Consider the following 24,858-nt stretch of genomic DNA (forward strand, 5'->3'; position numbering starts at 1 on the left):
GAACAATCGGCCGAGAAAACGACTTGGATTTCTCACCCCATTAGAGTATATTTCTAGGCAAGTTAAACAAATTTACTTGGCGACTTAAATTCGCCCACCAATACCCTGGATCTTGTGTGCGCCAGCAACACCCTTGGAAAGTACCGGAGAAGAAGCGGGTTCCACAGCCACAACCTTCACATTGGGATTCTGAGACTTCAGATATTCGCCTACGCCCGTGACGGTACCACCGGTACCCACACCGGCAACAAAGATATCAACCTTGCCATCGGTGTCTTCCCAAATTTCCGGGCCGGTAGAAGCGCGGTGAGTTGCCGGATTTGCCGGGTTCACGAACTGGCCAGGAATAAAGCTGTTGGGAATTTCTGCAGCCAGTTCGTTGACACGGGCGATAGCACCCTTCATGCCCTTGGCGCCTTCGGTAAGAACAAGTTCTGCACCGTAGGCCTTGATGATCTGGCGGCGTTCAACGCTCATGGTTTCGGGCATCACGATGATGATGCGGTAGCCGCGGGCTGCAGCAACGGAAGCAAGGCCAATGCCAGTGTTACCGGAGGTGGGTTCGATAATCACTGCACCGGGTTTCAGCTTGCCGGACTTTTCAGCGTCATCCAGAATGCCCTTGGCGATACGGTCCTTCACGGAGCCAGCGGGGTTGAAATATTCAAGCTTTGCCAGAACCTTCGCACCGAGATTGTTAGCGGCTTCGATGTGAGTGAGTTCCAGAAGAGGAGTGTGACCAATCAGCTGATCTGCAGAAGTATAAATCTTAGACATATTTGAAATCCTTTTTTTGAAAATTTAGGGTATAGGGGCTAGGTTCTAGCCCCTTTTAAATTCTTAAACCTGTGCCAGAGCCTGTTCCAAGTCGGCGATGATGTCATCGATGTGTTCGGTACCGATAGACAGGCGGATGGTGGACGGCGTGATGTGCTGTTCCTTGAATTCTTCTTCATTCAATTCGGAATGAGTGGTGGTGTACGGATGAATCACCAAGCTCTTCACGTCAGCAACGTTAGCGAGAAGGCTGAAGATTTTCAGGTTGTCAATGAACTTCCAAGCTTCAGCCTGACCGCCCTTGATTTCAAAGGTAAAGATGGAGGCGCCACCCTTGGGGAAATACTTCTTGAAGTTTTCGTGGTCCGGATGGGTCGGGAGGCTGGGGTGGCTAACGGAAGCAACCTTGGGGTGCTTGGAAAGGAATTCCACAACCTTCTTGGTATTTTCCACATGACGTTCGATACGCAGGGACAAAGTTTCAGTACCCTGGATGAGAGCCCATGCAGCAAACGGGGAAATTGCAGCGCCCTGGTCGCGGAGGAGGATTGCGCGGATGTAGGTCACGAATGCAGCACCCGGAACTGCATCAGCAAAGCTTACGCCGTGGTAGCTCACATTGGGGTTTGCAATGGTGGGGAACTTGCCAGACTTCCAGTTGGTCTTTCCGGATTCAATGATGATACCGCCGAGAGTTGTGCCGTGGCCGCCAATGAACTTGGTAGCGGAATGAACAACTACGTCTGCGCCGTGTTCAATGGGGCGGAACAGGAACGGAGTACCGAAGGTGTTGTCAACGATAACAGCGAGGCCGTGCTTGTGGCCAAGTTCGATAAGAGCGTCGATATCGGAAACGTCAGAGTTGGGGTTGCCGAGAGTTTCCAGGTAAAGGATCTTGGTGTTTTCCTTGATGGCAGCTTCAACTTCAGCGAGGTTGTGAGTGTCAACGAAAGAAGTGCTTACGCCGAAAGGTGCCAAGGTGTGCTTCAGCAAGTTGTAGGAGCCGCCGTAAATGGTCTTCTGGGCAACCACGTGATCGCCAGCCTGAGCGAGAGCTTCAATGGCGTAAGTAATGGCAGCGGCGCCAGATGCAACAGCGAGAGCTGCGGAACCACCTTCCAATGCAGCGATACGCTGTTCGAAAACGCCCTGGGTGGAGTTGGTCAAGCGACCGTAAATGTTACCGGCATCGCGAAGGCCGAAACGATCGGCGGCATGCTGGGAGTTGTGGAAAACGTAAGAGGTTGTTGCGTAAATAGGAACTGCGCGAGAATCGGTTGCGGGGTCTGCGGATTCCTGGCCAACGTGGAGCTGAAGAGTTTCAAAGTGAAGATTCTGAGACATGATTTAATTCCTTTTTTTAGGGGATAGGGTTCAGGGTCTAGGGTCTAGAGCCATCACCGATTTTTTGTTTTTGCGTTTTAGCCCGCCGGCTGTCTTGTGAGCGTTTCGCTCGGGCTTTGGTTTTATGCGTTAGCCTCGCATTCGGAATCCGGCTCGACATCGCCGGTCATTTCTCAGATAAGTTTTAAAATCCATTTTTAATTCTCCGTACAAATTTTTCGGTTTGTTTCCTACCATTTTTGTAGGTCTTTCAAACCAACGGTTACAATGTAAAATCATTTTCCTACAATCCCAATAGGTTTAGTAGGAAAACTTGGATTTTTCTTCGTATTTTTCTCCTTTCTATAGTCTAAAGCTATAACAAGCTAAAAAATCCCCCTATAAAAGCCTCTTTTAAAGCATTTTAGTTTAGATTTAAGTCATCAAAAACACTTGTTAGGAGTATACATGATCAAAAAGATTCTTCCCCCTTACCGCAGCTGCCCTCATGGCCCTCACCGCATGTTCCGACGACAGTTCCTCCAGCCCCAGTGGCCCGTCGGAAAGCGACGTTCCCAGCTGCTCCGCCAAGAAAAAGTCCAGCAACTCCGTGGAAATGATCTACAGCATTCCTGGAATTTCCACTTCCACCATCACCACCACCCTGATGGGAGAGAAGGTGCAAATGGACATTTTCACCAAGTACAGTTCTATCGCCCCTCTCGATTCCATCCGTGCGGAATGCGAGGAAAACAAGCAGGAAGCCCTTGAAGATCCCGAAAATTCCTCAGTCACCTGTACTGACAGGACCATCACCATCAAGTCTACCAGGGAATCAGGCGGCGTTTCCATCGAGAAACTTTACGAAAAGGCCCAGGGCGAATGCATGGTCTTCGAAAAGATGTTCCAGAGTGGAAACGACAACTACTATGACGAAGAAGAAGATGATGATGACGGCAATGACTCCCCCATCCATGAAAACAACGGTCCGATCTTCACCGATCCTTCCACTCCCAGCGATAACGACACTCCCCTAGTTGGAGGCGACGACTTCGGCAACCGTCAGGGAAAGGCCACCTGCAAAATCAGCAAGAATTCGGATAGCGAATTCGAAATGACAATCAGCGATGCCGACACCGCGACCCTGTACATGTCCATCAAGTACGACGGTACCAACCTGAAAGAACTGGGCACTACGACCTTTAACGAAAACATTCCCCAAAGTTTCATTGACCAGGAATGCGCCGATGCCAAGGAAGACGCCCTTGAAGACGCCGACGGAAGTGTCGTGACTTGCGAAGGAAACGTCATCTCCCAAATTCTCGAGACGCAATCCCCGTTCAATCCCATTCCCCTCATGAGCGGCCTGATGATGGAATACTGTAACGAAATCCAGGAAACTGGAATCATCCCCGACGATGACGAAGATTTCTAACAGTTCTTTCGGATTCCACCTATAAAGAAAGCTACTTCAAGAATGTTCATGCAACGTTCTTGAAGCAACGCTTGACTATTAAACCTGCGCAAAAATCTATAATCCAAGCGCTTGCAAAAGACATCCCAAATACCAGCAAGAACACCAGTACGGATTTTTTGGGAGCATAAGAGAACTGCTGAAAATAGTAGAAGCAGAAGAAGCTATGGATCAGCCAGATACCTGTAGACTGTTTTCCAATAACAACCAGAGGCTTCTTAAGGATATTCAGCTTATAAGTCACCATAATGATACCCAAGCAGAGGGACGCTCCGTAAAGGGAGTCAAACTGGTCAAAGCCCCAGGTATTTCCCTGCACCCAGCCATCTCTCAAAATCAAAGGAATCACGATAAACACAAGACCCGTAAGAACGCGCAGCACCCCCCTGCCATTAAACTTTTCTATAAGCCTTTCACAGATTTCGTACTTAGCCATCCAGGCGCCCAGCATGAACATGGGAAGCAAAATCAAGGTGGGACTCATCTTCACCCAAATGAAGGATGCGCGCAGGTAAATCAACTTATCGCTGAGCAAAACCACATTCAAAAGAACTCGTTCAATAAAGACCGCAAGAATAGTAATCCACACAATATCACTATAGAGGGAATTGCGCTTACGGTTGAAAAATGCCATGACCATGGGAGACATGAGCACCAAAATCAAGTAGGACGTCAGGAACCACCATTCCGCATTAAACGTGGAATCAATCAGAAGAGCGTTCTTTACCCAGCTAGCCAAATCCTTCGTAATGAAAGGGCAACGCAGGAACAGACCCATGGGGACGAACACCAAGAAAACCGGCCATACTTTAAAATAAAGTTTTTTCAGACGACGGAAAATGAAGGACAGGTAAGTCTCCGTCTTATCCCCATCACCACAAGCCTGCAGCTGTTTGGAAAAACTGCGGTAGATACCAAAACCCGCCATGACCGTAAACATGGCAACGCAAACCTTCCCCAGCAACGCCAGATGCCAAATGACGGAAGTTCCATCACTCATGGGAATCATCGGCTCGTAGGAAGCGCCGTTTACTAATCGATAGGGGAATGCAAAAATATGATGCAAAAGCATCAGTATAATTGCAACACCTTTCACAGCAGTAGTATCGTCTCTCTGGATCATGGAACGCAATTTAAAATTTTTTTTAGTTCATGGAAGTCGATCGCCGTTCCAGAGGGTGTTCCCCCGTAACTTCCTTCGCATTCCATTTCGACAGGGGAATTCGTGCTTCAAACACAACACCCAGCAAGAGATGGTTCATCATGCCCCAGCGTCTATGATCACGGAACGGATCATCATAATGAATCGCCTTGCCAATCCACTGGAACTTCGGCGAAATATAAAGGGCATCACCAATGGGGAGACGTTTCATGATCTGGACACTTCCGGAATACCCTGCATTATAAACGGAGTCACTTTTAAAGGCAAACTCCATAAAGCCGAGACCCGCCATAAAGTCAATATCAAAATTTCCTAGTTCTAAGGAATATCCCAGGAAGACATCCATGCCAGTAGCTGAATTTTTTGAACCTATCAGTCCATCCACCTGAAACTGGAATACAAACCGTCTGTACTGAAGGCGCAATTGAGGAAGCCCAAGAGACAAAATTTCATCTATATCATCAAAAGCAGAAGTAGATACCGTTTTCCCAAGAGACAAACAAATACCCGCCCTAAAAGCCTCATCCTTCTGATCATAGGCGCGAAGGCCCGACGCAATATCGTCATCCATGATTTTAACGACAGCATCCTTATAACGGGAATCCGGATACCGTTGCAGGAAATGATCACGGACATTCAAAATCCAGGAGTAATCGAAATCGAATTTTTCACTGCGACCCAAGGGGCTCTCATTCATAAACCAGAGATTTGCCCAGCTAGTAGCAAACTTCGATAGCATGGAAGACACGGATCCACCAGCAGTCTTGGCAATCGACAAAAGATGATCCTTATCAAAAAGTTTTTCTGCAATCATTACCGTCAATACGGAATTTCCATTAGACGCACCCGCCAACATCCTGCTTTTGGAACCCGCAAACCAGCTGTCATATTTTGCAATCATGAAATCCAGCAACATATTATAGGCGGCGTTATCTTCGTCCGTCGCAATTCGACCACTTTCCTCACGCCCCGCAAATGCAGCATAACGGGTAAAGACTTGAGGATATTCGCGTTCAGACGCCTTTTCGGAATACAAGGTAAACGCAATCTTTACCAGCTTTTCCATCTGGGCTTTATCGGAGCAAATTTCAGGACTCGCCTTCGGTCCGAATTCAGTTACAAAATCAAGAAGTTCAAGATGTCTACGGGAAGTATCCGAGACAGCGTTTTCGTTAAACAAGCCCAACACATAGGCGTCAAAAGTACAGGCGTCAATCTGGGACGGCTGCGCACCGCATAAGCCAACAACACACAACAATAAAGCAACAAGACGTTTCATCATCATTACTTCATCTCAGAAAGTGGTGCCAAAAAATCAAGGGTCAGACCTGCATAGAACTGATTTACAAACGCCTTACGACGACGGAATGCCATTCCCTTGATGGACCACTGAATTCGAGGAGTCAATGCCCCATGGCTGGAAAAAAGGATTCTCTTAAAGGCCTGTACTGCCCCCATCAACAATTTACAAGTCACCGTATCCTCCCCCATAAAGAACTGATCAAAACCAAAACCAGCCATCAAGTCTACGCCCACCGTCCCCCAGGTCTTATTGTAACCTAACAAGCCGTTAACGCCCATCGCCCCATAACCTCCATCGCCAACGTACATATCCCCCTGCAGCTGAAGAACCACATGATTAAACTGGACACGGAACACGGGGACACCAATAGATACATTCTCATCCGCAGGTTTCATGTTGTCGCTGAGCAAGGAACGTCCCACCATAGCACCAAAGGACATGGCAAACAGAGCTTCTTCCTTTTCTTCATGTTCAAGACTTTCCTTTTCCTCGTGACTTACAAGAAACTCAAGTAATTCTTGATTCAACATTCCCTCAAGCGCACCTCCATATTTGCTATTGGGATACACCTTCTTAAAATTCACCACAGCACGACGAAGCCATCCATAGTTATCTTCATAATAGGACTTGTCCTTACTGGCGCCTTCACTCATCAGCCACAGTTTCGCCCAGGAACCATACCACACATTCATTTCCTCGGGAACAGTTCTACCCGCCTTCACGGCGGATTTCGTCACAAGGAATTCATCCAGCAAATATTCCTTCTTTCCGTTCTTCAGCATATGACGTTTCACGTTGGCAAAGTGCGCGTCATACTTGGCAATTTCATAATCCAACGCAATGTTATACACCGCATTTTCTTCGTCTGTAAAAGTTCTGCCGTTTTCTTCTTGGCCAATCAAATGGACGTACTTTGTATAAGCAACGTCATACCCGTTCACCATGACATCACTTTTAGTACGATTAAAAAGGTTCGACACCCAAGACGAAAGTTCTTCCGCCTGACTAGAGATTCCACAAGTTTTATGTTTAATAGACACTGCTTTAGAAACCAAGTCCAAAACAGCACTAGATTGATCTCCGGACAAATCATTCTGAATGAAGGCATTCACAAGAGCCTTATCAAATTCACAAACAGACATTTCTGCAGACAATGAATCCGCAGGCTGAGAAAAGCCCGTAATAAACGAGCAAAGCAGAAATACAAACACTCGCGAAAATCGCATAACAGGAATATATAAAAATGCACCTGAAGCAAATATCTTCAGGTGCATCTTCATCGTTACTATTTCAGCGGAATAGCCGTTGATTGAATTCTATTTCAAATCCCGCATAGAATGGAGAAATTTCTCGCATCGCCGTGCAAAGTCCATCAGTTTTTCCTTGATAGGGATAATTCCTACGCACTTTCAATTCCGGAGCGCGGACATGAATTTCACTGATAATTGCATCCGCAATCGTTCGCTCCATCGGACGATTTGGATCATACAGGACGCCTATATCCGTATCACGCACCACTCCATTAAGCACCGGAGTAAAACTGTGAATCGCAAGATGAATTGCAAATCCATCCGTAGCCCGTACAAAATCTTCTACTTCCTTGCGATAGTTCAAGTAGTAGGCATAAGCCTGTTTGCGAAGAGACAAATATTTTGCCATATCCCCTTCGGGAGAATTTTCCTTAGGTTTATACGCATCCCAAAATTCGCTAAAGACAGTCTTATTCCAGAGGCTGCGATTTAGATCGATAAATAGACGGCTGTACTTCCCTGCAGAATAAAAATCCGGTTTAGCCTTTCTTACCAAATCCTTGTAGACCCCAAATGCCCCAATGTCGAAACCCCGATGGGATTCCTGAACCTCCCGAGGAATATTGAGGTTGCGGGCAAAAGCGGGCACATTGCAACTAGCATGTTCGCAAGTCACGAGCAACTTAAAATCATTAAACATGGTTTCCCCGCAATTACCACTCTACATCGTACAAGGTATTTTCTGCAAGACAATTAGCCAGGCGACCGTACTCGCAAACAAAATCGTCATGCCCCGGATTTGCCCCAACGTTTTTCACTAGAGCGCTGGCGAGAGTCCCGCGATTGAACATTTTCCGTAGAAGAGCCAGGGAATGTGCGGAAATCTTGGACTGAACTTTTGCGGTGATTTTCTTGATGAGTTCGCCTGCCGTGATTTCGGAAGCTTCGATACCGAAGGCTAGCAGGAAGTTCTTGTCGCGAATGATAGTCTTTTCGGCGAAGCGGGTGGTGTCCAGCAGAATTTTTGCAAGGGCTTCTGTCTCCAGCTTTTTCACGCGGTTCAATGCGAAGGAAGAATCCAGCCCGGTGAAGGCGCCTTCGGTAAGGCCCTTCAGCACAGCCACTTCCCATTCGGCGATGGCAATATCGGCGTCAGGACATTCCTGAATATCCACCAGGCGAATTTCCACGGCACCCCGGTCAAAGCGGGCAATGGCGCCACGGCTATTGAGGAAGAAATGGTTCAGCAAATGTTCCGGATCGTGGGGAGCAATATCCGCCTTCACCTTCTCGAAAATCTGCTTGTTGTAATCGTCGTAGGTGAATACGGCTTCCGGAATCACCATGCCTGCAATGCTGGGGACGCGATCCTGATTGTGGCGGTAAGTTTCGATACGCCCGTCCAAGTAACCGCAGTATTTTCCATCCAGGAAGGGGCTGGAAGCGGCGATAGCAGGAATCAACGGCAGCAGAGCGCGAATGGCAGCATGCAGCTTTCCGAATTCAGCATCACCGTTAAAACTCAGGTTTATGTGAGTGCTCTGGAGATTTGCCCAGCCGTGACCCTTGCAATTGAAAATGCGGTCGTAGGTCTCGTAAATTTCGTTGCAGTCGTATGGCCACAACTGCATTTCCGCAGGATCCATAAAGGGGTGGGCTGCACTAGGCAGGAGCATGGCGTTAATGGACTTCAGCTTTTCATTGGCCAGCAGGATTTCCTTATGGAAAGCGGCGCCAAGATTTTTCAGATGGTCCACAGGGTTTGCGCACTTGAATTCCAAAACATGACTCACCAGCTCATTGGAAAGTCCAATGCTACCGTATTCCACGTCGGAAAGCTGTTCGCCGTTCTTATCACGACCCAGGGGTACGTCTGCACGAGGAAGGACATTTAAATTGTCACGGTCAACAATCATGTATTCCATCTCGATGCCGTATTTTTGCCAAAGTTTGTAGGAGTTCATAGATAGAACGCTCTCTCGTGTTGAAGTAGTTTTTGTTGGGCTGCGTTCAGGCGATCTTCAATGCGGTGGCGCAAGGAACGCATAATGGCAGCGTAGATTTTTCTTTTACCGACTTGATCTTCAATCCCCGCGTCGATACTGGGATTATCATTGACTTCCACTACAATGGGGTGGCCGTTCCATTCCTTAAGATCCACACCATACAAGCCGTTTCCAATCATGCTGCAGATTTTAAGTGCAGTCTTTACAACGCCATGGGGCACACTTTCAATCGGCAAGCAGTCGAACATGCCGCAAATTTCATCCTTGTCCTCGCTGGCCCAGTTATAGATTTGCCAGTAGTCCTTCGCCATGTAGTATTTGCAGGCATAAAGAGGCTTTCCGTCCAGCACGCCAATGCGCCAGTCAAAATCCGTAGGTGTAAATTCCTGGGCAATCAAAAGGTCGCTGGTCGCGAACATCTTGTTCAGCGTATCTTCCAATTCCTCGTGGTTAGTCACCTTCTTCACGCCCATGGAAAAACTGGAATCCGGAGACTTCAGTACCATAGGAAATCCGATTTCCTTGGCCAAGGTGTGTCGATTTTCGGAATGGGCGATGATGGTCTTTGGCGTATGGATTTTTGCAGCCTGCATCAGTTCCTGAAGGTACACCTTGTTGGAACAGCGGAGGATGCTATCCGGGTCATCGATGACAGCAATACCCAAGGATTGTGCGCGGCGGGCAAAACTGTAAGTGTAATGATTGACGTTGGTGGTTTCGCGAATGAACAGAGCATCAAATTCACCGACGCGGTGGTAATCCTTACGGGTAATCAGTTCCACACGGAAACCCGTTTCTTCGGCAGCCTTGATGAAGTTCTGGATAGCCTGGGCGTTACTGGGCGGCTCCTTTTCTTCAGGATTCGTAAGAATGGCCAAGTCATACAAGTAGTCTTCTTCCTTGCTGGTGGCGTAGCGGTTCTTCTCGAAGTATTCCTGGGCAAACTTGTTCACCAGCTCCATGTGTGCTTCCGGAATTTCATCCACGCAAATGGGGCGAATGCTCTGGATGAACCATTTCTGCTTAAAGATGAACTTGGCGCGAAGAAGGGGCGCCTGGAACAGACGGTAAAGTTCCTGGGAAAGTTCCAAGTACTGGGGGCTCACATTCTGTCCGAAATAAATACTCAGGACGAACTCGGTTCCCGTCAACTTATGTAGACTCTTCTGAATCAAGTTGTCGATTTCGTCGGAAATATGCTTGATCACCGCAGTGGTCTTAAAGTCGCGCATATTCTTGACGCCAGGAATCACCTTGTGTCCCCGGGCTTCCGCCAATAGGGACACATAGTAGCCCTTGCTCTGGTAACTGTAATCCCTGCAGAGGTTGAAAACACGGGTATTACGGTCACTGTTGTACTTTTGGGAAATAAGGTAGTCCTGGGCAGAAACAACTTCTACGCCGGGTACATTAAGCTTCCAATTCTTCGGGTTATACACCACGATAAGCTTTTTCATGTATGTCTTTGGTTATAAAGTGTAGACTGTGAGCTACTTTTTTTCTACTACAAGAACATTGCCGTCGTAGGTCATGACGCCAAGGAGAATGCTGTGGATCAGTCGGAACTTGTCCACCTTGTAGTAAGGGCCGCCGCAAAGAGGATTTGCGCAGTCCGGATCCGCCACCAGGAACTGTTTCTTTTCATCAAGGCCGTACAGCACTACGAAATGGCCGCAGGGATCCCCGATGATATCATCAAACACAGAGCGGTTATTTTCGTTGGTGTATTCCCGCTTGCAACCGTAGAGGTACGTGGCCGAAAGTCCGCAAAGAACAGGAACGTTCTTCTTGAAGTACTTCTCGAACATGGACGCCCGCAAGTCTGCAGTCGCCACAGTGCCACCCAGGTCAATAAAGCGGATATAGGCTTCGATAGCCTTCTTCAGTTTTGGAGCATGCTTCGCCTTGTGGAGCTGCACAAGCTTTGCGCGCAACTCCGGCATCTTGAGGCCGCTCCAGCTGGGGTCGAAAATCTTGAGATTGTAAGAATAGATGGTAACCTTAAAGCCCCGCTTCAGGGCGTCGATACCCAGGAACACCCCGAGGGTACCGCCTTCTTCAAGGAATTCGATTTCAGAGATGAGTTGTTGAAGGGAAAGGTTTAAGCCAAGATGCGCATAGACCGCATGGAGGCTCGTGGGGCCGCAGGTCACGTCATCTGGCTGCGGCAGAATCTTGATGTCCATCGTTTGCCTCTGTCGAACGCCCTGGCCAACATGACCTAGGCCCTGAACTTGGCGGTGTCGGTATTGCTATCTAGCCGTCGATTGGACATGCATAAAACTACCAATTAAAATGAATAAAAACAAGAGGGGTAAAAAGATTATTTTTTGATTACAAGGGGAACATTCTTTTAGACACCAAAAGACCCCCGCACCATGTGATGCGAGGGTCTTTTTTTAAGGAGGACTCTGATTGGAGTTTCTGATTACATGCTTTCCAAAGTCTTGCCCTTGGTTTCAGTAATGAACTTCGCTACGAAGAAAATACTGATGGTTGCAAAGAGGGTGTAGAGCACGTAAGTCGGGCCAACACCGATGCCGCTCTTGCCAGTGAGAACCGGGAAGGACCAGCTGACCACAAAGTTTGCGCCCCACTGAGCCAGGCCGCACACGGAGATTGCCACAGCGCGGATGCGGTTGTTGAACATTTCGCCAAGCATCACCCACATGACCGGGCCCCAAGTAGCAGCGAAGAAGGTCACATAGAGGTTTGCTGCAATGAGGGCGATCACGCCACTTGCGCCAACCAAGCTACCGCTAGCGTCTGCACCGCAGATGAAGCAGAGAGCGAGAGTGCCGAGAGTGAGAGCCATGCCGACAGAACCAATGAGCAGAAGCGGCTTACGGCCAATCTTATCGATCAAGAGGATGGCTGCAATAGTCATGGTCAGGTTGATGCCGCTAGAAACGAGGCTCGTGAGGAAGGCATCGCTTTCGCCGAAACCAACGCTCTGCCAAAGCATGGTGCCGTAGTAGAAAATCACGTTAATACCCACCAGCTGCTGGAGCACAGCAAGACCGAGGCCCGCCCACACGATGGGAGCGATGCGCTTCTTGCCGCCAACCATTTCGAAAAGGTCGCTGAGCTTTGCAGGTTTTTCGTTCTTGAAGGTTTCGTGAATCTTGTTGATTTCAGAATCCACACCTTCGGAGTCAATCTTGGCAAGAACTTCCTTGGCTTCTTCCAGACGACCCTTGCTTACCAGGTAGCGGGGAGATTCCGGAAGACGGAGAGCAGCAAGACCGTAGAGAGCAGCGGGAATGATTTCCACCCAGAACATGATCTGCCAAGCCTTACAGCCGCCGATAAAGTCAGCACATGCAGAACCAGCCTTCACCACGATAAGATAGTTGGAAAGCAGAGCCACAAAGATGCCGATGACGATAGCGAACTGCTGCATGGATCCCAGACGACCGCGAAGATGTGCGGGAGCGGTTTCTGCAATGTAAATTGGCGCGATAATACTTGCAACGCCGATGCCTACGCCACCGATAACGCGCCACATGATAAAGTCAGGAATTCCGAAAGGGATACCAGAACCGATGGCACTGACCAGGAAGAGGGCGGCAGCAGCCAGCATGCAACGGACACGGCCAAAGGAATCAGCCAGGCGACCTGCAAAATAGGCACCCACTGCGGCGCCAATCAAAGCCAGGGATACTGCCCAAGCCAACTGAACGTCGGTAGCATTAAAGTGCGCCTTAAGAGCCCCGTTTGCACCGTTAATCACGGAGGAATCGAAGCCAAAGAGGAAGCCGCCAATTGCAGCGGACAGGGTAACCAGCACAATGTGCTTGAGATTGGATGTCTTTTTGTTTTCCATGGTGAACCTCACTTGTTTTCCCTTAAACTATCCCGGGGCAAGGGGTTACGTTATCAATTATGTTTCAAAGGCACGGACTTTTGTTTCCTTGAAACATTTTTCGGCCTTTTTGCAACATTTTTTGCTGTTTATGCACTAGGAACGGGGATTTTTACCGAAAAATTCCTTGTAGCACTTGGTAAAATAGGAGGGAGCGGAGAACCCGACGCGGTAAGCCACCTCGGAAATACTAAGGCTCGGATCCTGCAAAAGCTCACTGGCCCGTTGCAGACGACGCTCGCGGATAATCTCCACAGGGGACTTCTGGGCTAGACTTTTCACCTTGCGGTACAGCTGAACGCGAGAAACGCACATTTCCTGGCTAATATCCTCTACGGAAAGAGTGGGACTGTCCAGCTTTTTATCCACACAGGACAGGAATTTCTCCATAAATTCGTTCTTTTGAGGGATTTCTGCGGACTTTTCCGGTTCAGTCGGCTGGTTTTCAGCTAAAGTCTGGGTCGTAGCGTCCAAAAGTTGGTCTCTTTGTTCCTCAAGTTGGTCTCTTTGCTGTTCCACACGGGCCTTTTCAGCATCAAGTTCCTCATTTTTGCGGATCAGTTCGTCATTTTTCTGACGAAGTTCCTCATTCAGGCAGTCTTTTACACGATTTGCATGAATAATCAGGATCAAGAAAACGAAAACAACGCCAGTGAAAAGGCACATGGCAATGCTAAGCATGGCTCGAGCTTCCGATTCATCCTTGATTTTACCAACCAGATTGTGCATCTTGGCGATATAGCCCGCCCTTTTTTGGACTTCGCGGTACTGAAGCAGCAAAACATTGGCATTTTCCTTGGTAACAATGCTGGTTTCCAGCACATTGTTCTTTTCGTAAGGCTCCCCACGAAGAATCTTCAGAGCAAGTTCAATCAGCTCATCGCCGCAGGTGGGGTAAATGCCAGAAGCGATCAGCAGACCGTCACGGACATTTTCCATACCGCCATCGGAAATAGGCAGGGCATCCACACCCAAATACAGAACTTCATTTTCCTGACCATCCAACTGCCCGCGGGACGAAAGCACCTTGCGAGCCCCCAAGGCCATGCGGTCATTATCCCCAAAAACCAGGTCGATGGGGCCATCATAATACTTGAGGATTTCTTCCATGGCCTTGGCACCGGATTCTTCCTTCCAGTCGCCCTCGGCGTAACCCACAATTTTCAGATCCGGATATTTTTTGATGGCATCCGCGAAACCCTGATGACGTTCCTTAGCCGGTGAAGAACCCTTGAGGCCACCGATTTCGGCAATGTTTCCCTTGCCTTTCAGCTGGGCTGCCGCAAATTCTCCCATCATATTTCCGATGGCGTAATTGTCTGCTCCCATGAACGCCGCAAATTCCACGTCGTTCATCTTGCGGTCATAAAGGATCACAGGCACCTTCATATCCTGGGCCCGCTTCATACTTCCAGAAAGACCCTTCACCTGATTTGGAGATACAATCAGAAGGTCTAGTCCTGTATTCAGAAGAGAATCAATCTGACGGCTCTGCTGCACATCATCGTCGTCGGCAAAGGCCATACGGATTTCCACATCCTCATTAAAATAGGATGCTAGCACCAGCTCATCTTTTAGCTGGTAACGCCAATCCGTCAGCGAACACTGGGAAATACCAATGACATACTTGCGATCATGACTGCCGCAGCCCACAAGAGCCACCGTCAAAAACACACCCAACAAAGCCCCTAAAATTTTCCTCATGCTTCCAATATACAATAATTTTAGCTGCAGATTGCCACCTTAATCACGCCGTCCAGTTTGTTTTCGAAAATGCGGTAGGCTTCCTCGATTTCTGCCAGCGGAAACTTGTGGGTAATCAGCGGAGTGGTGTCGATTTTTCCTTGTTCTATGAGGGAAAGGATTTCGACGCAGTCGCAACCGTCAACGCCACCAGTCTTGAACGTGAAATTCTTGCCGTACATTTCCGGCAGCGGTAAAACCATGGGCTTGTCGTAAAGGGCCACCACCGTCACGATGGCGTTGGGTCTTGCGTTTTCCCAGGCCATGCGGAAAGTCTCTTCGGTGCCAGCCACTTCCAGCACAACATCAGCGCCGCCATGGGCGCTTTCCCTTTGCACCACGGTGCCACATTCCTCCGGCGTAGTCACAATCACCTGGGGATAATGCCTGCGCACAAATTCGCGACGCATTTCATCCTTTTCGCAAACGATAATCTTTTGTGGATTCTTCAGCATCACGCAAAGCAGCGTGCAAATGCCTGTGGGGCCAGCGCCAATAATCAGCACCGTATTCTCGGTCTTGATTTCAGAAATGCGGGCGGCCCAGAAACCTGTAGCCAGCACGTCACCTACAAAAAGTGCCTGCTCGTCGCTGACGGAATCAGGAATCTTGTTCAGACCCTGATCTGCAAAAGGCACCCGCACAAATTCCGTCTGGCCGCCATCAATGCGGCAGCCCAAAGCCCAGCCGCCATTCTTGTCGGTGCAGTTATTCACGAAACCATTCTTGCAGAAAAAGCATTCCCCGCAGAAAGTTTCCACATTCACCGTCACGCGGTCGCCAGCCTTCACGTTTTTCACATCATCACCGACGGATTCCACAACACCCACCATCTCGTGGCCTACGGTAATTCCCGGCACCGCCCGGGGTACGGAACCATGCTTGATGTGCAAATCACTGGTACAGATGCTCCCCATGGTCACACGAACAATGGCATCCTTCGAATCCTGAAGTACAGGCTTCGGCTTTTCCATCAATTCAAACTTCTTGTGTTCTTTGTAAGTGTAGGCGATCATGATTAAAACTCAAAAATTTAAAAACGATGTGAGACCTTCGAAGGAATATATTGTTTTTTAAACTCCGTTGTGATATCCAAAGTATCTGCATTTGTATAGGGAGTCTTGTAAATCAACTTCCATACAACTGTCGTGTCAGGGGTACCTATAGCCCGAATGTAGTAATAACGAGATTCCGCCATCACAGGCAAGTGCGTGAACTTCGGATTTCCACAGTAGGTGGGATAATTTTTACAATAGCAAGTGTAATGAGGAAAGAAACGCGTACGCGTCAAACCTCTGTGAAGCAAACGAAGACCCAACGGATTTCTTCTCTTCATTTCCGATATCAAAGAATCTTTTTTGATCGGAATCAGAGAATCTACATATTCACCATCCCGCATCTCATAAAATAAAACATTCCCAGGCAGGCCTACGGCGCTTAATTCATAACGTGTCTTAAAGCTAGTTTCTTGCAAGAAAACATTATCTACTACGGCAAATTTTTCTCTAGCGGAATTTTCGTTAAATTCTCCATAATCAGGAAAAGGTATATAACCGGTCTTCTTGAACAATCCGAAATTAAAATCAATTGTTACGGTGTCTTCATAGTGAGTTGTATCTAATTCCACTTTTCGTCTAGGGTAGTAATGCATCGCTTTTTCATCTGGACATGCCTTTGCATGGCATTCAAATTTGTCGCCATCCATTTGACAATTTGATCCAAGCCATACGGAAATATCGCCCTTATAATCTTTGATGCGATAATACACCAGAGCTTTTTCTGGAATGCGATTGCAATAGAACAAGTAGGAAAGCCATCCCAACAAAGCTAGTACCAAAACAACAAGAACGGATATAAAAATTTTCTTCATACTACGCCTCATCAAACATACCAGCATTGGCTATATCTTACTCTTTGACTTAGTGGACATAAGAAAAAAGTAGTAATTCTACAAAGTTAAACCCTAATCAGGACAAACTACCTCAGCGAAATCCTATCGTGGTTCTGTTTTGTTTCGAAGTTGTAGTTCTTTGCAAGAAGTTCCCTGGGCAAGTTGAACAGTTCCGTAGCCTTTTTCAATGTTTTACCACCGTTCATTGTGGATAAAATCAGGGCGCCACTTGTCCAGCGGCTTGGCGGGCTTTTCAGGATACCCGATGGCGTGAGTCGCCAGGGGAACAATGTTTTCAGGAAGCTTCAGCAGATTCTTCAGGAATTCAACACGCTCCATGGTAGGATACACGCCCAGGCAAACGCCCCCGAGGCCAATACCGTGGGCTGCCAGTAGAATGTTTTCCGCAGCGGCTGCCGCGTCAAAAATCCAGTAGTCCTTATTGCCTTCGATGGTGGCATCCATATCGCCGCAAACGACGATGGCCACATTGGCGCGGGCCACAGGATCCGCGTACTTCACCGTTTCTGCATAAGTCTTTTTCGTTTCGGGATTACGCACCACCACAAAGCGCCAAGGCTGCTTATTGCAAGCGGAAGGTGCCGCCATTCCTGCACGAAGAATCATTTCAATCTGTTCATCAGAAACGTTCTGTTCTGTAAAAAAGCGGACTGAAGCGCGGGAGTGAATCGCATTTAAAAGAGACATAGATTCCTGCATAAAACTCCTACTTTCCTAAAGCCTTCTGAATAGCCGGTTCCAAATCCTTGCCAGTAACCGCAGGTTCAAAACGACCCAGCACTTCACCATCGGCGCTTACCAGGAACTTAGTAAAATTCCAGCGGATATCGTTTTCTCCAGAGGACAGCTTGTTGGCCTTGGACGCCATGATGGTCACCAGGCTCATCAGCGGATGCTTCAGGCTGAATTTCTTCACGCCAGTCTGAACCTTAAGCCATTGGTAAAGAGGAATGGCATTTTCGCCATTCACGTCAATCTTCTGGAAGCGGGGGAACTTGGTGCTAAAACGCAAAGTGCAGAATTCCTGAATTTCCTCGTCGGAACCAGGCGCCTGACCGCCGAACTGATTGCAGGGAAAATCCAGAATTTCCAAACCCTGCGGGCCATACTTATCGTAAAGTTCATCCAGGTCGTTGTACTGGGGCGTAAACCCGCACTTGGTAGCCGTATTCACAATCAGCAGCACCTTGCCCCTGAACTGAGAAAGAGAAACATCTTCACCCTTGTTATTCTTCACCGTAAATTGATAAATATCCTGGGACATAAGAACTCCTGTGATAAGGCGACCCATTTTTGTTTAAACTCAATATACAAATTATATCGTGCACGATACAATAGCAAAAAGAGACAGATACCCTAAAATCAAATGCCCGGCATTTCTGCCAAGCTATGTCAAAGAATGCGTTCCCCATCTTTTCGTTTATCGCCCCTTGACATCCTAAATTTTCTAAACTACATTTTATAGTGCACAAAAGTGCATTTGGCAAACTTTAATTTATGCCCTGCCGTTTTTGCGTGTCCGCAGGGAAGGAGATGGATTCTTGAGCTTTATCAGCCTTCCTTACAAAATCATTGAATTTCATGAATGTATAACACAAATGTTATGTGTTTATGGGGTTTGTATAATCTTTTTGTTATTTTTATACAGAAAAATAACACTTAAAGGTTATATAATGAATCAGAGAATCTTGCTCCTTCGCTCGCTCTGACCTTCCCTAAAAAGGTTGATACTTGACCTTTCCTAAAAAAAGTTGACATTTTTGGTGTGTTTTCACAGACCAAATTCGTTAATGGACATGTGAGATGGATTCCGTCAACATAGTCATATACGCGGACTTCTGTTTTTCCAACAGATTCGCGATGCAATCTTCCGACATACTGCGCCAGCGTTCCCTTCCACGAAATAGGGAATGGCGAGAATAAAGTATCTAATTCCTTGAGGTCAAAACCTTCGCCAATGTAACGGCCGGTTGCTTATCGGTAAAATCTAAATTTCCTCACAGGAACTGCGCAAAATACGCAGGGAGCAATTGGGTTGCACCATCTTTTTGATAATCCTTTGTATAAATCAAATAGCGATTCCCTACGCGGTTTGAATATTTTTCACAAAAAACATCAAGCGAAGCGTGAGCCCTATGACTCGAAGATTTAACCTCAATAGGGCAAATCTTATTCCCGCGGGACAACAAAAAATCAACTTCGTAATTATGACCACTAGCCGGATTCAAGAATGTATGGTAATAAAGTTGATTACCATTAGCCGCCAGCGTCTGGGCAATTACATTTTCATAAAGGTAGCCCAAATTCACATTCGACTTATCGCTTAGCAATTTTTCATAAATCGTATTTTCGGTAAAATCCTTATCTAAAAAGACCAGCGTTGTAAACAATCCTACGTCGGCAACAAACAACTTAAACAGATTTGGATCCTTGTTGTTAGCAAGCCCCACATTAGGGTCATTGGCATGATACGCAATTAGTACCGTTTTGGATTCCACCAACATCGAAAGAAGCGGAGCAATGCTATCAGCCCGTTCATTGGGCAACACGCTAGAAACCTGGTAACGTCTTGCATTCTTGTTCAACTGCGCAGGGATATTCTTAAAAAGATCCGTTATTCGTCCGGTCTCGTCAAGCTTGAAAAAGTCATCTTGGTAAAGCTTTAAAATTCCACGCTTGACATAATCCACCTTTTTCAAGTCATTCGTTTCAAGATAAGATTCTACCGCCATAGGCATTCCACCAACAAGCATGTATAATCTAAAATCACGCATCAACTTGCGGTGAGCGATACCCACAGGCTCCCGATTATCAAAAACTTTTCTCAACAAGGGAACCGTCCCCTTCTTGCCGATGGCCCACAAGAATTCCTCATAATCCATCGGGAACATCTCTATCCGTTCTTCTTCACTTGGAATCAGGATGTCCTTTACATTTTTCTTTATAGAAATAAGAGACCCCGTTTCGATATAATCGTAACGACCATCCTTTACCAGGTGCTTAATGGCCTGCCTAGCCCTTGGGCAAAACTGAACTTCGTCAAAAACAATAAGCGTATTCCGAGCTTCAAACGAAACCCCATAAATAAGCTGAAGCTGCAAAAAGATTCTGTTCAAATCCGACAAATCGTCAAATAGAGAAATCACCGCCTTAGACGCAACAGTGAAGTCGATAATCAAGTGAACCGCATACTCGTTTTTTGCAAATTCTTCTACGATGGTAGACTTTCCAATACGACGAGCCCCTTCAACCAGAAGGGCGGTTCTCCCCCCGGAGTTTCGCTTCCATTCGACCATCTTATTATAAATTTTGCGCTTAAAGATCATAGTCCACCACAGAATCGTTAGATTTCACTTTTAAAATATACGCAAATTCGTTAAATTTTCAAACATCATTTTTCACAAAATCGTTATTTTTTTAATCTTAAGGCCAAAAAAAAGTTTTGCGAGATCCCTGCAGCCCCAATTCTCCGACATTCATTTAAATATTAGTGTTCAGACACAATAGCCACCAAAAGGTAAAATGATTTTAACACAATTGCCTTTTCAACACAAAATCAGCGATTTATCTTTTTTATTTAAAAATTTTGAACATTTTTATTAAATCACTATTGATTTTTGCGTTTCTGTATTTCATATTTGAACATGAAAATTAAATCAAACAAACGTTGGTTTTAAATCAAGGAGTACCACTATGAAGAGCAATCTTCTCAAGTTGAAAATGTTCGAAGCTGTATGCAAATGCGGCCATGTCGGAAAAACGCATTACGTCATCATCAGATTCCCTCTGATGGCTCAATCTAGGAAGGACGCTGCAAGAATTGCCCGTCAAATGCCACGCGTCAAACACGATCACCAAGACGCAATTTTGGACGTTATCAAAATTGATCAGAAACGCTATTTCGAACTACTTGAAATAAACAACCACGATCCCTACCTACATTGCACATGCATTCAAGAGCAGAACGCAATTGAACTGACAGACCGATTGATGGACGAAGACCATTCAAATCACTTCACATCTCGCAAAGAAGAAAATAAAAAAACGTTCTATCGCAACAAGCAAAAAATCCGCAACCAGAAAAAATACATGAACCACTACGCCGCATAACGGAGATTACCATGGTAAAAAAAAGATTAAGCGACATTTCCAAAATTTCCGGCGGTCAAATCACTTCTAGACTAGAGAAGAAAGAAATTGACGATCTCTTTGAGATTGTAGAAGAATCAGACAAACCAAAAATTACACGCGAAGCTTTCGTTCTGGTTCCTAGAGCTATTTCAAATAGTTTTGTGGACAAATCTTCTTTGATGAAAATTGTTTGCGAAAAAGAAACTAAGAAGGAGGTCGATGCAGCAGGCCTAACCGCCTTTGTCAGCGAAGACAAAATCACTAAAGCGAACACTTTGGTCCTTAAACTATCTTCTCCGTACGACGCCTGCATCATCACAAAGAACGACGAGAACCTGATAGTTTCATCCTTTTGCGCCACGCTAACAATTACGGATAAAAACGTCAGCTTGCTTTACGTATTAGCCTTTTTGAACTCAAAATTGTACCAAGACCAAATCAAGGACCATGCAGCAGGATCCGCCATCCCATTAATTTCTGTAGGAGCTATCGAAAATGTACAAATTCCTCTCCCATCAAAAGAGGAACAAGAAAAAATAGGAAAGGACTTCATAAACACCATGAAAAAAATCAAACTTATAAACAAAGTTATCTCTTTGGAAAGTGAAAAAATAAACTCTATTTTCTACGGAATGGAGGGATAAGGAAATGGATAAAAATAAAGAATTTGTAGATGAATTTATCGGCACCGTAGCATACACTATCAGTGGAGAGCAAACCCTTCCATATGCTGGAGCAAAAAAAACCTTAATCGGAATGCTTTTCCTTAATGCAATAACGAATTCGCCAGAACTCGCAAGCGTTGACAACAAAAACGATTACGCCACAATGCTGACCTTTGCACGAAAAATTTTCGGATCGGGAGCATATGACGAGGAAATTCTAGAAAAGACCTTAAATCTACTCGAAAAAAAATACGATCTCCCCGCAGGAATTTTAGAAGCAGAATCACTAAAAAGGCACCTAGACGACCACCTAATCAGTTTAAGAGAAAGTTTTAACATGAACGAACTCCCGTCGGATATCGACTATGTTTCCGCTCTAAAAGACTTAATCGCTCGCCCCCAAGACAACAAAGACACTGTCAACACCTATCTATATTACACAAACGAAAGTCTGCAGCAACTAGCAGCAGGAATACTGAAAGTCAAAAACAACGAAACCTTTATGGACTGCTGTTGCGGAATGTTTTCTTCTGCACTCTACAACGATGCAGCAAATTACATTGGGGTTGAGCTCGACAAAGAAATGGCCGGCATTGCGGCAATGATTCTGATCATGGCCAAGAAGAAATTCAGCATAAAACACGAAAACTTCTTGAATCACAAAGACGAAAATGTCGCAGACAAAATTCTTGCAGATATCCCCAGCGGTACCGGAACACCCCAAACGGAAAGTCGTCCTTACGGCAAAAATACCGAAGCCTATTGCATAGAAAATGTTGTCAAGGCTCTTAAAGATGGCGGCAAAGCTGTAGTTGTCTGCTTTGGATCGATTTTGAGCAAACAAGATTCTTCAAAAAAATTGCGTGAGGCTCTCACAAAGGATCACTTACAAGCAGTAGTTTCTTTGCCACCGATGTGCATTGGCACAAAATCAAATACCAATTTGATCATTCTGCAAAAAAACTGTCATGCTAAAGAAATCAAGTTCATTAACGCATCAAATCTTGAAATCAAGAATCAGAACAGAATGACGTTGAACGAATCAGACATTTTGGATATCATCAGATGCCTAAATGGCGATAAGGCAAAATGTTTTTTCAAAGACATTCCTATTGAAGATATTTTGAGTTCCGACAGCATTTCTTGGATTCCGAATAACTATGTAAAAAGTAAAGAAACAAGCAAAGGACGCACCATTCAAGAAATTGACAAGGATTTAAAAGAGTCCTATAAAGAACTTGAGGAATTATTTCTAAGTAAATAATTATTGTTCACAGTCAAAACCGTTCGCCAATGGCGAACGGTTTTTCCGCCGAACAGTTAAGTCACCTCTTTAAAATTTTCGCATTGCCATATTCTGTTATTACTCCGTTTACATACTATACGCGAGAAATTCTATGCTGACAACATTCCTTGTAGTACTTGGTATATTGGCACTTTTCGGAGCTAGCAATGCAGAGGACGCATGCCTCATTACGTTGCTGTTGAAAGTAGTATTGCCACTCTTGATTCTAGTGGGACTTATGGTGTTATTGTCGTTCGGGGGGTAAGATGGATTCCGTCACAATAGTTTATATCCAAGAGCCTCGTATCCCTTAACACGCTTTTGATGCATTCTTGCCAAAACAGGAACATTCCCGTCAACATAGTCATATACGCGGACTTCTGTTTTTCCAACAGCTTCGCGATGCAATCTTCCGACATACTGCGCCAGCGTTCCCTTCCACGAAATAGGGAATGGCAAGAATAAAGTATCTAGTTCCTTGAGATCAAAACCTTCGCCAATGTAACGGCCAGTTGCAAGAATTACAATATTCGAATCAATCTTCGAATCATTGATTTCTTCCATAATGCGTTTTAGTTGTTTCTTTCCCATGCCACCTTTCAAAACAAAAAGGTGTTCAACATCTGCATGCAATCGCTCATAAAACCAGTCCAGGTGTTCCGTCCTTTCAGACAGCACAAGAATTTGGCGATGCTCCTTATAAACCTGTAAAATTTCACCAGCAACCAGTTCGTTTCGTTTTTCGTCTTGCCAAAGTTCGTTAAAGACTTCCTGTATTTGCAATTTGGCAGCATCGTTCTGGAGACGGAAATCTGTATTTCGCACAATTACAGAATGAGAAAAATCTCGTTCCGTCGCCTGTTTCTTGGCGCTAACAGAATAGCGTACCTGTCCCAAATTCATCATCACAATCGGGTGTTGCCCATCCTTACGAGACAAGGTCGCCGACAGCCCCACCTTATAAAGAGCATCGCTTTGGCGAACCGCCTGCTCAAAAGAAAACGCCGAAATATGATGGCACTCATCTACAATAACTTGCCCATATTCATTAAGCCATTCTACAGTTTTTCCATCACGATAAACACTAGAAATCAGAGCCACATCAATTTTACCGAAATGCTTCTTCTTAGTTCCGCTAAATTGTCCAACTTCTTTTTTGGGAACATTTAGAAATGCGCAAATTCGTTCCACCCATTGATCCATAAGTTGTGTACGATGCACAAGAATCAATGTATTGACTTTTCGTTTCGCAATAAGCCACAGGGCAACAACTGTCTTACCAAAGGCTGTTGTCGCGGACAAAATTCCATTTTCATGTTTCAACAAAGCTTCTGCAGCAAGCAACTGTTCAGGATAAAGATTTCCCTCAAAAGAAACATCCATCGGCAGCCCGCAATTTCGTTCATCATTAACAACAGGTTCGATATTATAATGCTGCAGCAAATTAATCAACTTGTCAAAGCAACCAACAGGAATCGCGATATGCTTCGGGTAAAAATCATAACAATAAAGAATCCTTGGTTTTCCCCACACCGGCAATCTCAAGGCCTGCGCCTGATAAAATTCCGGGTTCTGAAATGATGCCAACCTCAAAATTCTATTTCGGAATAAGGCAGGCAACCCCGCAGATTCAATAAAAATTTGATTGCTGATAGTGATGTTTATTTTTTGCGGTAATACAGCCTTTATTTCAGGATAACTCGGACTACTTTTCCATGGTTCATCGTCAACAGAAACATCTGAAACAGGCAAAATTTCACGATGGGACTTGGCCTTAAAAACATAATCTTCAACAAAACTCTTGCCTATTTTCTGTATCGAGGAAAGGTACGCCCATTGGTCCTCATAAACATCGCCGGTATCAGGAGGCGAATTTAAGTCGCCAAGTAAATTTGTTTAACTTGCCTAGAAATATACTCTAATGGGGTGAGAAATCCAAGTCGTTTTCTCGGCCGATTGTTC

At 45.8% G+C, this 24,858-nt stretch carries 20 protein-coding genes and 2 pseudogenes; 4 read left to right on the forward strand and 18 right to left on the reverse strand.

Translation table 11 applies throughout. The features are described from left to right. Positions 1–96: 96 nt before the first annotated feature. A pseudogene (locus BGX12_RS13460) lies at positions 97–777 on the reverse strand (PLP-dependent cysteine synthase family protein); the annotation flags it as partial. Between the two features lie 63 nt (positions 778–840). Continuing rightward, on the reverse strand, positions 841–2,121 hold the full coding sequence (locus tag BGX12_RS13465) for an O-acetylhomoserine aminocarboxypropyltransferase/cysteine synthase family protein (protein ID WP_109736561.1): 1,281 nt from the start codon (positions 2,119–2,121) through the stop codon (positions 841–843). 487 nt (positions 2,122–2,608) lie between these two features. Between BGX12_RS13465 and BGX12_RS13470 the strand changes: the two genes are divergently transcribed. Next, on the forward strand, positions 2,609–3,535 hold the full coding sequence (locus BGX12_RS13470) for a hypothetical protein (RefSeq protein ID WP_109736562.1): 927 nt from the start codon (positions 2,609–2,611) through the stop codon (positions 3,533–3,535). Positions 3,536–3,581: 46 nt separating this feature from the next. On the opposite strand, the gene BGX12_RS13475 is transcribed toward BGX12_RS13470, so the two are convergent. From BGX12_RS13475 to BGX12_RS13545, 15 genes and pseudogenes are all read right to left on the reverse strand, one after another. Then, positions 3,582–4,697, reverse strand: coding sequence for an acyltransferase (locus BGX12_RS13475; protein WP_109736563.1), 1,116 nt, complete (start codon positions 4,695–4,697; stop codon positions 3,582–3,584). A gap of 22 nt (positions 4,698–4,719) precedes the next feature. Continuing rightward, positions 4,720–6,021 carry a hypothetical protein gene (locus BGX12_RS13480; protein ID WP_111361696.1) on the reverse strand — a complete coding sequence of 434 codons (1,302 nt, stop codon included), beginning with the start codon at positions 6,019–6,021 and terminating at the stop codon, positions 4,720–4,722. Then, on the reverse strand, positions 6,021–7,265 hold the full coding sequence (locus BGX12_RS13485) for a hypothetical protein (protein ID WP_146196351.1): 1,245 nt from the start codon (positions 7,263–7,265) through the stop codon (positions 6,021–6,023). Before BGX12_RS13485 ends, BGX12_RS13480 begins: the two co-directional genes overlap by 1 nt. Positions 7,266–7,329: 64 nt before the next feature. Next, positions 7,330–7,989, reverse strand: a complete 660-nt coding sequence (locus tag BGX12_RS13490; protein WP_109736566.1) for an N-formylglutamate amidohydrolase — start codon at positions 7,987–7,989, stop codon at positions 7,330–7,332. 13 nt (positions 7,990–8,002) lie between these two features. Next, positions 8,003–9,253, reverse strand: coding sequence for a glutamate-cysteine ligase family protein (locus BGX12_RS13495; protein WP_109736567.1), 1,251 nt, complete (start codon positions 9,251–9,253; stop codon positions 8,003–8,005). After that, positions 9,250–10,752: a RimK family protein gene (locus tag BGX12_RS13500; RefSeq protein WP_109736568.1), complete on the reverse strand. Its 1,503-nt coding sequence runs from the start codon at positions 10,750–10,752 to the stop codon at positions 9,250–9,252. Before BGX12_RS13500 ends, BGX12_RS13495 begins: the two co-directional genes overlap by 4 nt. 33 nt (positions 10,753–10,785) lie before the next feature. Continuing rightward, the gene (locus tag BGX12_RS13505) at positions 10,786–11,481 is read right to left on the reverse strand and encodes a peptidase-C39 like family protein (protein ID WP_109736569.1); all 696 of its coding nucleotides are present in this window, start codon (positions 11,479–11,481) and stop codon (positions 10,786–10,788) included. Between the two features lie 242 nt (positions 11,482–11,723). Continuing rightward, positions 11,724–13,133, reverse strand: coding sequence for a sugar porter family MFS transporter (locus BGX12_RS13510; RefSeq protein ID WP_255416881.1), 1,410 nt, complete (start codon positions 13,131–13,133; stop codon positions 11,724–11,726). Positions 13,134–13,256: 123 nt separating this feature from the next. Next, on the reverse strand, positions 13,257–14,864 hold the full coding sequence (locus BGX12_RS15670; RefSeq protein WP_199220782.1) for a substrate-binding domain-containing protein: 1,608 nt from the start codon (positions 14,862–14,864) through the stop codon (positions 13,257–13,259). 20 nt (positions 14,865–14,884) lie between these two features. Next, positions 14,885–15,919: an alcohol dehydrogenase gene (locus tag BGX12_RS13520; protein WP_109736571.1), complete on the reverse strand. Its 1,035-nt coding sequence runs from the start codon at positions 15,917–15,919 to the stop codon at positions 14,885–14,887. A 17-nt stretch (positions 15,920–15,936) separates the two neighbouring features. Further along, positions 15,937–16,773: a hypothetical protein gene (locus tag BGX12_RS13525; protein WP_233246404.1), complete on the reverse strand. Its 837-nt coding sequence runs from the start codon at positions 16,771–16,773 to the stop codon at positions 15,937–15,939. 213 nt (positions 16,774–16,986) lie between these two features. Then, positions 16,987–17,502: a nitroreductase family protein gene (locus BGX12_RS13530; RefSeq protein ID WP_199220783.1), complete on the reverse strand. Its 516-nt coding sequence runs from the start codon at positions 17,500–17,502 to the stop codon at positions 16,987–16,989. A gap of 19 nt (positions 17,503–17,521) precedes the next feature. Then, a complete protein-coding gene (locus BGX12_RS13535; RefSeq protein WP_109736574.1) occupies positions 17,522–18,079 on the reverse strand; it encodes a glutathione peroxidase in 558 nt (185 codons plus the stop codon). A 395-nt stretch (positions 18,080–18,474) separates the two neighbouring features. Further along, positions 18,475–18,789 (reverse strand): annotated as a pseudogene (locus BGX12_RS16135) (hypothetical protein); the annotation flags it as partial. A 23-nt stretch (positions 18,790–18,812) separates the two neighbouring features. Beyond that, on the reverse strand, positions 18,813–20,141 hold the full coding sequence (locus BGX12_RS13545) for an ATP-binding protein (protein WP_109736576.1): 1,329 nt from the start codon (positions 20,139–20,141) through the stop codon (positions 18,813–18,815). Between the two features lie 367 nt (positions 20,142–20,508). Between BGX12_RS13545 and BGX12_RS13550 the strand changes: the two genes are divergently transcribed. Genes BGX12_RS13550 through BGX12_RS13560 form a run of 3 tightly spaced genes read left to right on the forward strand, consistent with a single transcriptional unit; the run spans position 20,509 to position 22,875 of the window. Continuing rightward, positions 20,509–20,925 (forward strand): hypothetical protein, encoded by a 417-nt coding sequence (locus tag BGX12_RS13550; RefSeq protein WP_109736577.1) that lies wholly within the window; start codon positions 20,509–20,511, stop codon positions 20,923–20,925. A gap of 11 nt (positions 20,926–20,936) precedes the next feature. Then, positions 20,937–21,590: a restriction endonuclease subunit S gene (locus BGX12_RS13555; protein ID WP_109736578.1), complete on the forward strand. Its 654-nt coding sequence runs from the start codon at positions 20,937–20,939 to the stop codon at positions 21,588–21,590. 4 nt (positions 21,591–21,594) lie between these two features. Then, positions 21,595–22,875 (forward strand): N-6 DNA methylase, encoded by a 1,281-nt coding sequence (locus BGX12_RS13560; RefSeq protein WP_109736579.1) that lies wholly within the window; start codon positions 21,595–21,597, stop codon positions 22,873–22,875. 297 nt (positions 22,876–23,172) lie between these two features. Here the strand turns inward: BGX12_RS13560 and BGX12_RS13565 are convergent, their stop codons facing one another. Beyond that, a complete protein-coding gene (locus tag BGX12_RS13565; RefSeq protein WP_109736580.1) occupies positions 23,173–24,648 on the reverse strand; it encodes a DEAD/DEAH box helicase in 1,476 nt (491 codons plus the stop codon). Between the last annotated feature and the right edge of the window lie 210 nt (positions 24,649–24,858).

Source organism: Fibrobacter sp. UWR4 (assembly GCF_003149045.1).
In the GTDB taxonomy this organism is placed as follows: domain Bacteria; phylum Fibrobacterota; class Fibrobacteria; order Fibrobacterales; family Fibrobacteraceae; genus Fibrobacter.

Excerpts from the sequence above, each read along its gene's own strand:
- BGX12_RS13475 (WP_109736563.1), bottom strand. The coding sequence starts at position 4,697 with ATGATCCAGAGAGACGATACTACTGCTGTGAAAGGTGTTGCAATTATA.
- BGX12_RS13500 (WP_109736568.1), bottom strand. The coding sequence starts at position 10,752 with ATGAAAAAGCTTATCGTGGTGTATAACCCGAAGAATTGGAAGCTTAAT.
- BGX12_RS13480 (WP_111361696.1), bottom strand. The coding sequence starts at position 6,021 with ATGATGATGAAACGTCTTGTTGCTTTATTGTTGTGTGTTGTTGGCTTA.
- BGX12_RS13520 (WP_109736571.1), bottom strand. The coding sequence starts at position 15,919 with ATGATCGCCTACACTTACAAAGAACACAAGAAGTTTGAATTGATGGAA.
- BGX12_RS13535 (WP_109736574.1), bottom strand. The coding sequence starts at position 18,079 with ATGTCCCAGGATATTTATCAATTTACGGTGAAGAATAACAAGGGTGAA.
- BGX12_RS13485 (WP_146196351.1), bottom strand. The coding sequence starts at position 7,265 with ATGCGATTTTCGCGAGTGTTTGTATTTCTGCTTTGCTCGTTTATTACG.
- BGX12_RS15670 (WP_199220782.1), bottom strand. The coding sequence starts at position 14,864 with ATGAGGAAAATTTTAGGGGCTTTGTTGGGTGTGTTTTTGACGGTGGCT.
- BGX12_RS13555 (WP_109736578.1), top strand. The coding sequence starts at position 20,937 with ATGGTAAAAAAAAGATTAAGCGACATTTCCAAAATTTCCGGCGGTCAA.
- BGX12_RS13530 (WP_199220783.1), bottom strand. The coding sequence starts at position 17,502 with ATGTCTCTTTTAAATGCGATTCACTCCCGCGCTTCAGTCCGCTTTTTT.
- BGX12_RS13560 (WP_109736579.1), top strand. The coding sequence starts at position 21,595 with ATGGATAAAAATAAAGAATTTGTAGATGAATTTATCGGCACCGTAGCA.
- BGX12_RS13465 (WP_109736561.1), bottom strand. The coding sequence starts at position 2,121 with ATGTCTCAGAATCTTCACTTTGAAACTCTTCAGCTCCACGTTGGCCAG.
- BGX12_RS13550 (WP_109736577.1), top strand. The coding sequence starts at position 20,509 with ATGAAGAGCAATCTTCTCAAGTTGAAAATGTTCGAAGCTGTATGCAAA.
- BGX12_RS13470 (WP_109736562.1), top strand. The coding sequence starts at position 2,609 with ATGGCCCTCACCGCATGTTCCGACGACAGTTCCTCCAGCCCCAGTGGC.
- BGX12_RS13495 (WP_109736567.1), bottom strand. The coding sequence starts at position 9,253 with ATGAACTCCTACAAACTTTGGCAAAAATACGGCATCGAGATGGAATAC.
- BGX12_RS13525 (WP_233246404.1), bottom strand. The coding sequence starts at position 16,773 with ATGAAGAAAATTTTTATATCCGTTCTTGTTGTTTTGGTACTAGCTTTG.
- BGX12_RS13505 (WP_109736569.1), bottom strand. The coding sequence starts at position 11,481 with ATGGACATCAAGATTCTGCCGCAGCCAGATGACGTGACCTGCGGCCCC.
- BGX12_RS13545 (WP_109736576.1), bottom strand. The coding sequence starts at position 20,141 with ATGATCTTTAAGCGCAAAATTTATAATAAGATGGTCGAATGGAAGCGA.
- BGX12_RS13490 (WP_109736566.1), bottom strand. The coding sequence starts at position 7,989 with ATGTTTAATGATTTTAAGTTGCTCGTGACTTGCGAACATGCTAGTTGC.